Raw genomic sequence first — 13,314 nt, 5'->3', positions numbered from 1 at the left:
GTCCCGGCGCACAGTCGCCCTGTCCCGTCCGCATGCCGGAACATCCCCTCAATGCCAGCCTGCGTGCAAATCATCAGCAGGTCGGCTCCTGGTCGCCGTACCACACCAGCGCCGAATCTTTGATCAACATAAACACCTCGTCCTCACGGGTGTGCATGTGAAACGGCGGTGCTTCACCTTCGCTGACGTCGAATCGGCCCACGGTCAGCTGTCCGTCGGTAGCCTTGCCGTCGAGCAGTATCGCCAGCGTGCCGCCCGTCGTTGTCATGCTCTTAAGCTCGCATCTGTGACGGCACGTTCGCCTCGGCGAAAACCACCTATGCCGTCGCCGGTCGTTCAGGTGCGATAGCGACTGGCGAGGGTGGGACTCTGTGCGCCGAACGCGGCGAGGTCGGCGGCGAAGACGGCCTGCAGGAGGTCGTCGTTCTCCACGCCGGGGGCGGTGACGACCTCGCCGAGTGCCAGTCCGCGCAGGCTGGCGGTGACCACGTCGTCGGCGCTCATGCGTGGTATCGCGCTGAGGTCCATGCCTTGGCGGGTGTGAAACTCGGTGGCGACCACACCCGGCAGAAGGGCCTGCACCCTGATCCCGGTTCCCTCCAGCTCGGCGCTGAGGGTTTGGGAGAAGGTGAGCAGGTTGGCCAGCGCGCCGGCGTAGACGGCGCGGCGCGGCATGACAGAGCTGGGGGCGGGTCCGCTGAAGGCGATCATGCCGGCGACGTTGACGATGGTGCCCGTGCCGCGCTGTTGCATTCCCGTGAGCGCGGCACGGGTAAGCAGCGCCGGGGCGAGAATTTTGACGTGGACCAGTTCGGTGGCCATGTCGGCGGGCAGGTCGGCAAGGGCCATGTAGTGCGCCACACCGGCGTTGTTGACGAGCAGGTCGACGGGCTCGGCGGCGGCGGTCTGCGCGACAGTGTCGATGCCGGCCACGGTGGAGAGGTCTGCGGTCACTGGCCGGACCGTGACCTCTGGGTGGGCGTCGACGAGTTCCTTGAGCCGGTCGGTGTTGCGGCCGACGGCGATGAGGTCGTAGCCGTCGGTGGCGAGACGCTCGGCGAAAGCCCTACCGATGCCAGAGGTGGCGCCGGTGACGAGTGCGAGCTTGCTCATGAGTGTTGTTCCTTCCTGATGGTGGCCGGTCCGGGAATGGCCCGGGCGGCTTGCGTGTGCTTCTCGTGAAGCCAGGTCATGTCTGCCTGGCACTGGCGGCGCACGGCGGCGGGCAGGTCGTCGCCGAGGTGGTCGGGACCGATGTCGTAGCCCTCGGCCCGCAGGTACCAGGCCATCGCGGGCGCCGTGGCCCGACTGCCGCCTCAAGTCGAAGGTGATGAACGCTCTACCGCTGTGCCGGTTGGCCCACGCACCGGCCGAGCATCGTCGCTGTGCGGTGGGTCGGACCACGGAAGACCGCCAGTGCGGCGGCGATGCCGTGCAGTACGCCGCCCAGGTTGACGTCGATCATTTCGTCCCACTCGTCGACGCGCAGGTCGTCCAATGGGGAGATCGGGCCGATACCGGCGTTGTTGACCAGTACGTCGAGCTGGCTGAACTCGGTGACCGCCGCGTCGACGACGCGGACCCGTCTTATTCCGCTGCTGGCGCCGGTAATGGCGATGACCTTGTGCCGGCCACCTGTCCTGTCGGTGTCTGTCATTGGTGTGACATCTCCTCTGGGTGCTATGCCGCCCGCAAGGGCCGCGGCGGATCTGGGTAGCGCGGGAGTCAGGACCCCCGCCGGAGCCCGACGCACCGTGTTGGTCAGACCTGGGCCATGCCGCCATCGACGAACAGCTCTACGCCGCGAGCGGTCCGGCACCCGGCGCCGAACCCGAACTGCCGATGCGGCTCTCCTTGGGTTGGTTGTTTCGTTGTCCTGATGGTGAGCTGCGTCAGGGCTGGTTCGCGTCGGCGACGATCGCCTAACCGCGGCAGCAGAGGTCGACCGCGCCCTTGCCGTCAGCGCCCTGTGAGGTCGCAGATGTTCGGGTCCAGCGTGGTGTGGGAGAGGCCGAGACAGCCAAGGAGCTCGCGGCCTGCCGTGGTAAGGAGTTCGTTCGCCTGCGTTACGAGGCGCTGATCCGTCCGTACGCCAACATCGGCGCGCGGGCGCGCATCGCCGCTGGTCCGCGGGCGTCCTTGGCCGCAAGATGCGGCAGGAACGCGTAGGCCATCTGGATCCGGCCGTGGACCCGCGGGTTCAGCAGGGTGGTTCCGTCGAAGTCGCCGGCGGAGGCGAAGATCCCGCCATGTCTGCATCCGGAGTTTCCTGGCTGACCAAGCTGGCCCGCTACCGCGCCGCCATAGAAGCCGGTGGCGACCCGGCCGAGATCGGCCAATGGATCAATGAAGCCAAGGCGGAACGACTCAAGGCCGAGGCCGAGCTACGCACGCGCAAGAGGAGCGTACGCACGTCCAGAAGCGAGATCGCCGCCCTGGTGACCGAGATCGGCGACATGGCCCGAGCCATCACCGAGGCTCCGGCGGAGTTCAAGAACGAGACCTACCGGCGCATGGGTCTACGGCTGACCTATCACCCTGGTCAAACAAAAGTGAGGGCCGAGATCCATCTCAGCCCTCACATAGTGAAAAGGTACGTGTCCGAGGGGGGACTTGAACCCCCATGCCCATCACTGGGCACTAGCACCTCAAGCTAGCGCGTCTGCCTATTCCGCCACCCGGACTTGGTGCCTGCACGCGAGACCGTCATCCCGCGTCGGCTCAGTAAGGTTAGCAAACTCTGAGGACTGCTTCATACCGAGAATCCCCGGGACTTCGAAGTGGGGACGGCGGGGGCTTCCGATGGGGCTTTGGTGGGGTGCGGCTGGCCTCCGGATGGCGTACGGCGGAGGGCATTGGGGCAGTTCGGGGCGGTTTGCGGTTGGGGGAGTTGGTGAAATTCTGGCTCTCAGGTGAAAAGCGCTTGCGGCAACCTTGAGTGCTGCTACGGTTACGGACCGTTGAGGGGTGAGTCCACGGACCGGCCTCACGACTGAGGCCGGTTCTGGAATTCGGGAGGTCACGTGGCGAGCGTGGTGGTGCTGCAGCTGAGGGCGATGACCCTCCGTGCGCATCGCCTGCCCGTGATCGTCCCGGCGCAGGACGCGACCACCGATCGGGTTGACCGGATGGCGCGGTTCGCGGCCGGTGCCCGTCGGCTCGTCGTGCGGGCAGTCACGATTGGCGCCCTGGTGGCCGCCGGGTGGCTGCTTGCTGTCGTGTTCGGCATGCTCACCGCCGACCCGGCGGCTGCCCAAACAATGGCTGCTGCCAAAGTGACGGTGGCTGCCAAAGCGACGGCGGCCCTGGAGGCCGCCACCACTGAGGCCGCGGTGAGTGACGCCGCGGCGACTCAATCCTTCACCCGCCCGGACCGTGTCTCGGAGTCCGACAACGCCGAGGCCATGGCCGGACGTACGGTTGACGGGCTGAACAGCCAGCGGGATCCTGGCCTGCCAACACCATCCACCGCCGGGAAGATCCTGGACACCAACGGCTTGGTGCCCAATGGCGGTGCCGGCGGCCCGTTCGGGGCCGCTGCGGGGGACGTCGCGAGGTCCGTGTTCGACCCGCGGCTCCAGGCGCGGCGCGCTCTCCTGGCGCGCGTGCTTCCCCCCGTCGTCCGCACAGCGGCGGACGACCCCTCTTTCTCACCTGACTGACCCCCGCCCAGGTGCCGGTCTTTTCTTCAGCCAGAACCGGTCCTTCACGAATCACGAAGTAGTGCGGCGGAGCGTGGTCTGACACCCCTTCGCCGGTGGGTGAAACACGTCAGTTCAGCTGGTTCGCGAAGCTGATCCGGGGTCTCCGCTGTGCGCGAAACCTCATACGGCCTCGGCTGCCCGCGATCCGTTCAGGTATCCCCCCAAGAAGAACCACTAGGAGCATTCATCATGCGTACGTGGGCAAAGGCATCTACTCCTGCGGCCCTCCTCGCGGTGGCCGTCATGTCGTTCGGCGGCACCAGCACCGCGCTGGCCGACACCTCGGGCGACGGGTCCGTCGGCGGCGGCAACCAGGTCGACCTGCCGATCTCCCTCCCCATCGACATCAGCGGCAACTCCATCGCCGCGGTCGGCTCGTCCCATGCCTCCTCTCAGGGCGGCGCGACGGTCGTCAACAGGGGCGGCATCTCCAACAAGACCTCGGGCGACGGCAGCGTGCTCGGCGGCAACCAGGTGAACGCGCCCATCAGCGTCCCGATCAACGCCTGCGGCAACGCCGTGTCGCTGATCGGCAAGTCCGACGCGGGCTGCAAGGGCGGCGCCACCGTCCATAACCAGGGCAAGGGCGGCGCGGGTGGCAACCGTACCTCGGGCGACGGCAGCGTGCTCGGCGGCAACCAGATCACCGCGCCGATCTCCGCGCCGCTGAACGTCTGCGGCAACGCGGTCGCGATCTTCGGCGAGGCGACGGCGGGGTGCAAGGGCGGATCCAGCGTCCACAACACCGGGGTGGGCGCCGGCGGCAACCGTACCTCGGGCAACGGCAGCGTGCTCGGCGGCAACCAGGTCATCGCGCCGATCAGCGCACCGATCAACATCTGCGGCAACTCCGTGGCGGTGGTGGGGCGGGCGTTCGCCGGCTGCAAGGGCGGCTCCACCGTGAGCAACAACGGCGGCTCGCACGGCTACCACAAGGCCACGGGCTCGACCGGCAACGACACCGACGGGCGCTTCGGGGTGGGGAGCGGCAACCAGGTCATCGCCCCGATCAGCCTGCCCGCGGACGTCTGCGGCAACGCCGTCGGCAACGCGCCCGCCGGGTGCCTGGGCGGCGCCAAGGTCGAGAACAGCGGCGGCGGCTCGGGGGCGGGCGGCAACCGTACCTCGGGCCGGGGCGGTGTGCTGAGCGGCAACCAGGTGGTCGCGCCGATCACCGCCCCGATCAACGTCTGCGGCAACGCGGTGGCCGTGCTCGGCCACGCGTTCGCCGGGTGCAAGGGCGGCGCCACGGTCAAGAACGGCGGCAGGGGCGCGGGCGGCAACTACACCTCCGGCCGCGGCGGGGTGCTCGCCGGCAACCAGGTGATCGCGCCGATCACCGCCCCGATCAACATCTGCGGCAACGCGGCCGCGGTGCTCGGCAGGTCCGACGCCCACTGCAAGGGCGGCGCCCAGGTCGGCAACACCGGGGGTGGCGGCAACCGCACCTCCGGCCGCGGCGGGGTGCTCGCCGGCAACCAGGTCATCGCGCCGATCACCGCTCCCATCAACGTCTGCGGCAACGCGGTGGCCGTGCTGGGCGACGCCGCGGCCGGGTGCCTCGGCGGGGCGAACGTCGGCAAGCCGGGGCACGGCGGCCCGATCGGGTACGGCCACTTCAGCGCCACCGCGACAAAGGAGGCCAAGCGCGGGCTGCTGCCCACGCTCCCCGCTGTCCCGGCCATGGGCGGACTGCAGGACGTCGCCGGGGTCACGCAGAGGGTGCAGGGTGTCGGCGGAGCCCCGCAGCAACTGGGCGTGACCTCGCTGCCGCTGGTCGAGGACGTCTCCAGCACGTTCGGCCTGCCGGGCCTGCCCGAGCTGCCCGGCCTGCCCGCCCAGGCGCAGGCCCCGGCCCACCCGAAGAAGACCCGCGTGGCCGGCTCCGCCGACGGCGCCCGGCGCCCCGCCACCTCGGCCGGCGCCGTGTCCGTGCTCGACCCGGCGACCCAGCTGGTGTCCTCCACCCCGGTCGGGGGCGCGGTCACCTCGGCCACCCGCGGCCTGCCCGTCAACAGCCTGCCGGTCAGCGGTCTGGGCCTGATGAGCGCCGAGCAGCCCGCCGGCCTCACCGGGATGAACTCGAGCTCCCTGCTCGCCCTCGTGCTCGGCTCGATGTTCGCCGCCTCCGCCGCGCTGTTCGCGACCGCCCGCCGCTTCCGGTTCGGCCGGAAGTAAGGGAATCAGACAGTACCTATACAAAGTTCGGCTACTGCTCACAGCCCGTGAGTAGTCAGCGATAGACGCTTTGCCCGTTCCGGGGGCGCGGCCTGGGACGGGCAAAGCCATGTCCACGTTCAGAGCGTGCTGCGTACCCGCATGACCTTGCGACGTAGCCGTACGTGACGGCTGCCGTCGGGGTGCACACGTACGCGGGCGAGCTCCCACTGGCCGTACTCTGCGTGTTCGGTCAGCAGTTGACGTGCTGCTTCGCGAGTGAGATCGCGCGGAATGAAGATATCCATGTAGGAGTAGTCGAGCACAACGATTAGTCTCCAGGGTGAGTCAGGGCGCCATGCCGCTCGATGGGCCTTATTCTGCGTGCTTGTGGGTGGACCCGGAAGCTAGTGGGTAGCCCGCGGGGGAAGGAAATTTCCGCGAGTCGGGTTACCTTTCAGTCTGTGCCGACTCCCGGCAGGGGGATTTTGCAAGCGAACAGCGAGGTAGGAAGCAGCGTGCCAGCCAAGAACGGCAGCGCCGGCGGAACACGCCTGGTGATCGTCGAGTCGCCGGCCAAGGCGAAGACGATCGCGGGGTACCTCGGGCGCGGCTACATCGTCGAATCGAGCATCGGCCACATCCGCGACCTGCCGGAGAAGGCCGACGACATCCCCGAGAAGTACAAGGGCGCGCCATGGGCGCGACTCGGGGTCAACGTCGAGCACGAGTTCGAGCCGCTGTACGTCGTCAACCCCGACAAACGGTCGCAGGTCAACAAGCTGCGGCAGTTGCTCAAGGACGCTGACGAGCTCTATCTGGCCACCGACGAGGACCGCGAGGGCGAGGCCATCGCCTGGCATCTGCGCGAGGTGCTCAAGCCCAAGGTCCCCGTGCACCGCATGGTGTTCCACGAGATCACCCCCCAGGCCATCCAGGATGCCGTGGCCAACCCGCGCGACCTCAACCTCCGCCTCGTGGACGCCCAGGAGACGCGGCGCATCCTCGACCGCCTCTACGGCTACGAGGTCAGCCCGGTCCTGTGGAAGAAGGTCAAGCCCCGCCTGTCCGCAGGTCGCGTGCAGTCGGTGGCGACGAGGCTGGTGGTGGAGCGGGAGCGGGAGCGCATGGCGTTCACGCCTGCTCACTACTGGGACCTGCAGGCGCTCTTCGACACGAACAAGCCCGAGGAGCGTCCGCGCGACTTCACGGCGACGCTGACCGGGGTGAACGGCAAGCGGGTGGCGCAGGGCCGCGACTTCGCCAGCACGGGGCAGCTGAAGAACGCCGACGTGCTCCACCTTTCCGAGGCCGCCGCGGGCGAACTGGCCGGCAGGCTGAGGGATTCGTCGTTCGCGGTCAAGTCCGTCGAGCGCAAGCCGTACACGCGTAAGCCCTATGCGCCGTTCCGGACGACCACATTGCAGCAGGAGGCCAGCCGGAAGCTGGGGTTCTCCGCGAAATACACGATGCAGGTGGCGCAGCGGCTTTATGAGAACGGCTTCATCACCTACATGCGTACCGACAGCATCACGCTGTCGGAGACCGCCGTGGCGGCCGCGCGTTCGCAGGCGATCAAGCTGTACGGCGCCGCGTACGTGCCCGACAAGCCGCGCGTCTACAGCAGCAAGGTGAAGAGCGCGCAGGAGGCGCACGAGGCGATCCGGCCGTCGGGTGAGGAGTTCCGCACGCCGGGCGAGACCGGGCTGTCGGGCGACATGTTCCGGCTGTACGAGCTGATCTGGCAGCGGACGGTGTCCTCGCAGATGAAGGACGCGGTCGGCGAGTCGGTCACGGTCAAGGTGAGCGGCAGGTCGTCGTCGGGCGAGGACGTCGAGTTCAGCGCCTCCGGCCGGACGATCACGTTCTACGGGTTCCTCAAGGCGTACGTCGAGGGTTCCGACGATCCCTCGACCGACCGTGACGACTCCGAGAAGCGGCTGCCCAACCTGGAGGAAGGCGACGCGCTCAGCGTGAGCAGGCTCGACGTGGCGGGCCACTCGACCAAGCCGCCCGCGCGTTACACCGAGGCGTCGCTGGTCAAGGAGCTGGAGGACCGGGAGATCGGGCGGCCTTCGACGTACGCCTCGATCATCGGGACCATCCTCGACCGCGGCTACGTGTTCAAGAAGGGCACGGCGCTGGTGCCGTCGTTCCTGGCGTTCGCCGTGGTCAACCTGCTCGAGCAGCATTTCGGCAACCTGGTCGACTACGACTTCACGGCCGAGATGGAGAAGGTGCTCGACGACATCGCCAACGACCGGGCCGAGCGCGTGCCGGAGCTGCAGCGCTTCTACTACGGTTCCGACGGCGACGAGGGGCTGAAGGAGATGGTCACCGACCTCGGTGACATCGACGCCAAGGAGATCAGCTCGTTCCCGGTCAAGGGCACGGACATCGTGCTGCGGGTCGGACGGTACGGCCCGTACCTGGACAGGGACGGCGCCCGGGTCAACGTGCCCGAGGACATGACGCCCGACGAGCTGACGGCGGAGAAGGCCGAGGAGCTTTTCTCACGGCCGACGGGCGACCGGCAGCTCGGGCACGACCCGGTGACCGGCAACATGATCGTGGCCAAGGACGGCCGGTACGGGCCGTACGTGACGGAGGTCCTGCCTGAGGCGCCCGAGGAGGGGACGCCCAAGAAGCGGACGAAGAAGGCCGACGCGCCCAAGCCGCGCACCAGCTCGCTGTTCAAGACGATGTCGCTGGACACCATCACGCTGGAGGACGCGCTCAAGCTGCTGACGATCCCCAGGCCCGTGGGCGAGCTGGAGGGCGAGGAGGTCGTGGCGTACAACGGGAAGTTCGGCCCGTACCTGAAGAAGGGGACGGACTCCCGTTCGCTGGCTTCGGAAGATGACCTGCTGACCGTCACGATCGACCAGGCCAAGGAGCTGTTCGCACAGCCCAAGCAGCGCGGGCGGCGGGCGGCCGCCGCGGCGCCGTTGCGCGAGCTGGGCGACGACCCCAACTCCAAGAAGCCCATTGTGGTGAAGGAAGGGCGGTTCGGGCCCTACGTGACCGACGGCGAGACGAACGCGTCGCTGCGCAAGGGCGACACGGTCGAGGACATCACGACAGAGCGGGCGGCCGAGCTGCTGGCCGAGCGGCGTGAGCGGGCGCCGGCGCCCAAGAAGACGACCGCCAGGAAGGCACCCGCGAAGAAGCCCGCGGCGAAGAAGCCGGCGGCGAAGTCGTAAGTGCACATTCCGCTACTTCCGGAGGCCGCCGGACGGGGCCGCCGGAAGTAGCATCGATGACGTGATCGTCTTGGTGTTCGCGGGCCTGATCCTGCTTGCGCACTTTTATCTGTGGCATCGGATGGTGCGTTCCACGACCGGCCCCGGGCGGCTGCGTAAGGCGCTGACCTGGGGCGTGGTGGGTCTGACCGCCCTTGTCGTGGCCACGTTCGCAGGCACCCGGATGGAGTTCGGCCACTGGCTGGCCTGGCCCGGATACATCTGGCTGGCCCTGATGTTCTACCTGCTCGTCTTCCTCGTGGTGCTGGAGGTGCCGCGGGCGGTGGCCGCGCTCTTCGTGCGCAAGGCCGAGCGGCGGGCGACGCCCGAGCCGGAGCCGGTGCCGGCCATGGCGGGCGGCCCGGCGCTTCCCGAGCCCGCACCCGAGGCGCCCCCGATGAGCAGGAGGCTCTTTCTGGGGCGGGCCACCGCCACCGTCGCGGGAGTGGGGGCGCTGGGCACGGTTGGGTACGGCATGACGAGCGCCCTCGGCGACCCCGTGATCGAACGGGTGAAGGTGGCGCTGCCGAAGCTGGATCCGCGGCTCAGCGGCCTGCGGTTCGCCGTGGTGAGCGACATCCACCTGGGACCGCTGACCGGCAGAGGGCACACCGAGCGGATCGTTCGCATGATCAACGGGCTCGAGGCCGACGTGGTGGCGATCGTGGGGGACCTGGTGGACGGGTCGGTCGCCCAGCTGGGCGCGCTGGCGCAGCCGCTGAAGAGCCTCGAGTCCCGCTATGGATCATATTTCGTGACCGGTAACCACGAGTACTTCGCCCCCAGCGGGCCCATGGAGTGGATCGAGGAGCTCGACCAGCTCGGCGTACGCTCGCTGCGAAACGAGCGCGTGGAGATCAGGCACCAGGGCGCCGTGCTCGACCTGGCCGGGGTGAACGACCTCAACGGCGAGTCCGCGGGCGACGGCCCCGACTTCGACAAGGCGCTGGGCGGCCGGGACACCAGCCGCTCCACCGTGCTGCTCGCGCACCAGCCGGTGCAAGTGGAACAGGCCGCCCGCCACGGCGTCGACCTGCAGCTGTCAGGGCACACGCACGGCGGGCAGATCGCGCCGTTCAACCTGGTGGTGGGGCTGCAGCAGCCCGTGGTCTCCGGCCTGGCCACGGTCGACGGGGTGCAGGTATACGTCAGCAGGGGTGCGGGGTTCTGGGGCCCGCCCGTACGCGTGGGGGCGCCACCGGAGATCACGATGCTGGAGTTGCGTACCTGACTTTCCGCCATCCAGTAGCCACGGGCTGTCATCGTGGCGTAGAGTATCCGACCGGATACAAATCGGAGGTGGGCATGGTCTCTTCGCCGATGGAGGCGGCGCACGCCGCCTTCTGGGCCAAGCGCGGCGGGCTGCTGTTCAAGCAGGCCAGGGATGCGGCGAGCATGAACCAGCGGGCCCTGGCCAGCGTGAGCGGCACGTCGAGGACCACACTGTCGGCCTATGAGCACGGCAGGAAGTCGCCGACGCTCGAGACCGCGGGGCGCATTCTCGACGCGGCGGGGTTCCAGCTGGCGCTGGAGGCGAAGGTCGACTTCGCGGCCCGGGTGAGCGAGGGGCGGACGTTCCACGTGCCCAGCCGGTTGTGGCGGCTGCCGGTCGGGGCCGCGCTGGGTGTCGTGCGGCTCAGGGATCGGCTGTACGACCTGGCCGACCGGGACGCGCGCCGGACCGCCTACACCCTGCTGCTGTGCGAGGCCGGGCCCCGGCAACTGCTCGACCACGTGGACGGTGTGCTGCTCGTCGAGCTGTGGGGCGAGCTGGTGCTGCCCGCGGCCATCCGCGCGGAGTGGGAGCCATTGGTGGAAGAGTCCCGGCGTGAGGCCGGAGTTATGAATTGATGATGCTTTCCGGGGCCCATTCGAGGTGTGTAACCTGCGCGCGAGCCCGCGGACGTAATACCCTCAGCCACGAGCCAGCCCGGAATATCCGGCTCGTCTGTTGTCCGCCCACTTCCTGGATACCCTGAAATCATGACCGCCCTTGGCCGACGCCACCCCTCCCACGTGCTGGCCATTGCGCCGTTCCGACGGCTGTGGATGGCCATGTCGGTGTGCAGTCTGGGCGACTGGCTGAACATCCTGGCTCTGACCGCCCTGGCCGCCAACATCACGCAGGGCGACTACCGTGTGCAGTCACTGGCCGTCGGCGGCGTGTTCATCGCCAAGATGTTGCCTGCCGTGCTGCTCGGGCCGCTCGCGGGCGTCTTCGCCGACCGGTTCGACCGGCGGCTGACGATGTTCGTGGCCGATCTGGCCAGGTTCGCCGTGGTGCTGTCGATCCCGCTGATCTACAGCTTCCAGTGGGTGATCAGCTACCAGTGGGTGATCATCGCGACCATCCTGGTCGAGTGCGTCAACCTGTTCTGGGTCCCGGCCAAGGAAGCCACCGTGCCCAACCTGGTGCCCAAGGAGCAGCTCGAGTCGGCCAACCGGCTCAACCTGCTGGTCACGTACGGCACCGCGCCGGTCGCGGCCCTGCTGTTCGCGGCGCTGTCCGTAGTGGGCGACGCGTTCGGGGGCCTGATGCCGTTCGCGTCCGGCACGGCCGCCACCGGGCTGGCGCTGATCGTCAATGCCTGCGCCTACCTCGTCTCGGCCTTCCTGATCTTCACGCTGCGCGGCATCCCCAAGCGCGACGGCGCGATCTCCACGCCTTCCGTCCTCAAACAGATCGTCGAGGGCTGGCGGTACGTCGGCCGCAACCGGCTGGTGCGCGGGCTGATCATCGGCATGCTGGGCGCGTTCGCGGCGGGTGGGGCCGTGGTCGGGGTCGCGAAGATCTACGTGGGGGCGCTCGGCGGCGGCGACGCGGCCTACGGCGTGGTGTTCGGCGCGGTGTTCTCCGGCATGGCGCTGGGCATGTTCTTCGGGCTCAGGCTGCTCCGCGAGCTGTCGCGGCGGCGGCTGTTCGGCCTGGCCATCACAGTCGCCGGGCTGGTGCTCATGGCCACCGCGCTGGTGCACAACCTGGTGATCGTGGTCATGCTGACCGTGCTGCTGGGGGCTTGCGCGGGCATCGCCTGGATCATCGGCTACACGTTGATCGGGCTCGAGGTCGAAGACGGGCTGCGCGGCCGTACGTTCTCGTTCCTGCAGTCCACGGCGAGGGTGACGTTGCTGCTGGTGGTCGCCGTGGCCAACCCGCTCGCGGCGATCTTCGGCGTGCACGTGCTCCGGATGGGCGAGTTCGCCTACCGGTTCGACGGCTCCAACCTGGTGCTGGTGATCGGCGGGGCGCTCGCGATGGTCGTGGGCATCCTGGCCCTGCGGCACATGGACGACAGGAAGGGCGTCCCCCTGTCGGCCGACCTGATCGCGACCGTGCGGGGCGAGCGGTTCACGGCGGAGGCGGCCGAGCAGGCGCCAGGGCTGTTCGTGGCGTTCGAGGGCGGCGAGGGGTCGGGCAAGACGACCCAGTCGCGGCTGATCGCCATCTGGCTGCGTGACCAGGGTTTCGACGTGGTGCAGACGCGCGAGCCGGGCTCGACCAAGGTCGGGATGCGGCTGCGGGCGATCCTGCTCGACGCGGCCGAGCGCGGGCTGTCGGCGCGGGCCGAGGCGCTGCTCTATGCCGCCGACCGGGCCGAGCACGTGGAGAAGGTGATCCGTCCCGCGCTCTACCGGGGCTCGCTCGTGATCACCGACCGCTACGTCGACTCTTCCCTGGCCTACCAGGGGGCGGGGCGGGCGCTCGACCCCAAGGACGTGTCCAAGATCAACGCTTGGGCCACCGGCGGGCTGGTGCCGCATCTGACCGTGCTCATCGACACGCCTCCCCAGGTGGGGCTGACCCGGCTGGGAGGGGCCGCCGACCGGATCGAGGCGGAGCCGCTGGAGTTCCACGAGCGGGTGCGCAAGGAGTTCCGCGCGCTGGCGGCGGCGGCGCCCGAGCGTTACCTCGTGGTGGACGGCACTCTGGCGGCCGAGGTGATCACCCGCCAGATCCAGGACCGGATCCGCGAGATCCTGCCGGACCCGGTGCCGCAGGAGTCTGAGGACGCCACGGGCACGATGCCCGCCATCCGCGACTAGCCGATCGTGCCGGCAGGGCGGCGCCACATCACTTCACCGCCGCCACTCTGATACGGCCACCGACCCAGCACGCGCGGGCCACTCCGAGGCGGTGCCATGCCTGCACTGAGCCGGCACGGGCGTGGGTGGGGGAGGCGCGCCTGGGAGTGCGGGCGTGTGGGAGACGG

Annotated in this window: 12 protein-coding genes and 1 tRNA gene; 6 read left to right on the top strand and 7 right to left on the bottom strand. The window is 69.0% G+C overall.

The window, feature by feature from the left end:
* Positions 1 to 73: 73 nt before the first annotated feature.
* From ACQPWU_RS59015 to ACQPWU_RS58990, 6 genes are all read right to left on the bottom strand, one after another.
* The gene (locus ACQPWU_RS59015) at positions 74 to 268 is read right to left on the bottom strand and encodes a hypothetical protein (protein WP_433435795.1); all 195 of its coding nucleotides are present in this window, start codon (positions 266 to 268) and stop codon (positions 74 to 76) included.
* Positions 269 to 336: 68 nt separating this feature from the next.
* Positions 337 to 1,113, bottom strand: a complete 777-nt coding sequence (locus tag ACQPWU_RS59010; protein WP_433435794.1) for an SDR family NAD(P)-dependent oxidoreductase — start codon at positions 1,111 to 1,113, stop codon at positions 337 to 339.
* On the bottom strand, positions 1,110 to 1,289 hold the full coding sequence (locus ACQPWU_RS59005; RefSeq protein ID WP_433435793.1) for a hypothetical protein: 180 nt from the start codon (positions 1,287 to 1,289) through the stop codon (positions 1,110 to 1,112). Before ACQPWU_RS59005 ends, ACQPWU_RS59010 begins: the two co-directional genes overlap by 4 nt.
* Positions 1,290 to 1,339: 50 nt before the next feature.
* The gene (locus ACQPWU_RS59000) at positions 1,340 to 1,657 is read right to left on the bottom strand and encodes an SDR family oxidoreductase (protein ID WP_433435792.1); all 318 of its coding nucleotides are present in this window, start codon (positions 1,655 to 1,657) and stop codon (positions 1,340 to 1,342) included.
* 409 nt (positions 1,658 to 2,066) lie between these two features.
* Entirely contained in the window at positions 2,067 to 2,339 is a 273-nt protein-coding gene (locus ACQPWU_RS58995) for a hypothetical protein (protein WP_433435791.1), read from the bottom strand.
* A 259-nt stretch (positions 2,340 to 2,598) separates the two neighbouring features.
* A tRNA-Leu gene (locus tag ACQPWU_RS58990) sits at positions 2,599 to 2,684 on the bottom strand.
* Positions 2,685 to 3,023: 339 nt separating this feature from the next.
* Between ACQPWU_RS58990 and ACQPWU_RS58985 the strand changes: the two genes are divergently transcribed.
* On the top strand, positions 3,024 to 3,662 hold the full coding sequence (locus ACQPWU_RS58985) for a hypothetical protein (RefSeq protein WP_433435790.1): 639 nt from the start codon (positions 3,024 to 3,026) through the stop codon (positions 3,660 to 3,662).
* A 231-nt stretch (positions 3,663 to 3,893) separates the two neighbouring features.
* Positions 3,894 to 5,882, top strand: a complete 1,989-nt coding sequence (locus tag ACQPWU_RS58980; RefSeq protein ID WP_433435789.1) for a chaplin family protein — start codon at positions 3,894 to 3,896, stop codon at positions 5,880 to 5,882.
* Between the two features lie 119 nt (positions 5,883 to 6,001).
* Here ACQPWU_RS58980 and ACQPWU_RS58975 read toward each other — a convergent pair whose 3' ends face one another.
* Positions 6,002 to 6,169 (bottom strand): DUF5703 family protein, encoded by a 168-nt coding sequence (locus tag ACQPWU_RS58975; RefSeq protein ID WP_207755854.1) that lies wholly within the window; start codon positions 6,167 to 6,169, stop codon positions 6,002 to 6,004.
* A 210-nt stretch (positions 6,170 to 6,379) separates the two neighbouring features.
* On the opposite strand from ACQPWU_RS58975, the gene topA reads away from it, so the two are divergent.
* From topA to tmk, 4 genes are all read left to right on the top strand, one after another.
* Complete coding sequence (gene topA / locus ACQPWU_RS58970) at positions 6,380 to 9,064, top strand: type I DNA topoisomerase (RefSeq protein WP_433435788.1); 2,685 nt, start codon at positions 6,380 to 6,382, stop codon at positions 9,062 to 9,064.
* Positions 9,065 to 9,125: 61 nt separating this feature from the next.
* On the top strand, positions 9,126 to 10,334 hold the full coding sequence (locus ACQPWU_RS58965; RefSeq protein ID WP_433435787.1) for a metallophosphoesterase: 1,209 nt from the start codon (positions 9,126 to 9,128) through the stop codon (positions 10,332 to 10,334).
* A gap of 74 nt (positions 10,335 to 10,408) precedes the next feature.
* A complete protein-coding gene (locus ACQPWU_RS58960; protein ID WP_433435786.1) occupies positions 10,409 to 10,954 on the top strand; it encodes a helix-turn-helix transcriptional regulator in 546 nt (181 codons plus the stop codon).
* A 132-nt stretch (positions 10,955 to 11,086) separates the two neighbouring features.
* Positions 11,087 to 13,147 carry a dTMP kinase gene (gene tmk, locus ACQPWU_RS58955; RefSeq protein ID WP_433435785.1) on the top strand — a complete coding sequence of 687 codons (2,061 nt, stop codon included), beginning with the start codon at positions 11,087 to 11,089 and terminating at the stop codon, positions 13,145 to 13,147.
* Positions 13,148 to 13,314: the final 167 nt, after the last annotated feature.

This window comes from Nonomuraea sp. CA-141351 (genome assembly GCF_050944675.1).
In the GTDB taxonomy this organism is placed as follows: Bacteria; Actinomycetota; Actinomycetes; order Streptosporangiales; family Streptosporangiaceae; genus Nonomuraea.
This window is presented reverse-complemented; position numbering and strand designations above follow the sequence as displayed.

Bases quoted from the DNA above. Each gene is read 5' to 3' on its own strand.
- ACQPWU_RS59015 (WP_433435795.1), bottom strand. From the start codon at position 268: ATGACAACGACGGGCGGCACGCTGGCGATACTGCTCGACGGCAAGGCT.
- ACQPWU_RS59010 (WP_433435794.1), bottom strand. From the start codon at position 1,113: ATGAGCAAGCTCGCACTCGTCACCGGCGCCACCTCTGGCATCGGTAGG.
- ACQPWU_RS59005 (WP_433435793.1), bottom strand. From the start codon at position 1,289: ATGGCCTGGTACCTGCGGGCCGAGGGCTACGACATCGGTCCCGACCAC.
- ACQPWU_RS59000 (WP_433435792.1), bottom strand. From the start codon at position 1,657: ATGACAGACACCGACAGGACAGGTGGCCGGCACAAGGTCATCGCCATT.
- ACQPWU_RS58980 (WP_433435789.1), top strand. From the start codon at position 3,894: ATGCGTACGTGGGCAAAGGCATCTACTCCTGCGGCCCTCCTCGCGGTG.
- ACQPWU_RS58975 (WP_207755854.1), bottom strand. From the start codon at position 6,169: ATGGATATCTTCATTCCGCGCGATCTCACTCGCGAAGCAGCACGTCAA.
- ACQPWU_RS58960 (WP_433435786.1), top strand. From the start codon at position 10,409: ATGGTCTCTTCGCCGATGGAGGCGGCGCACGCCGCCTTCTGGGCCAAG.
- tmk (WP_433435785.1), top strand. From the start codon at position 11,087: ATGACCGCCCTTGGCCGACGCCACCCCTCCCACGTGCTGGCCATTGCG.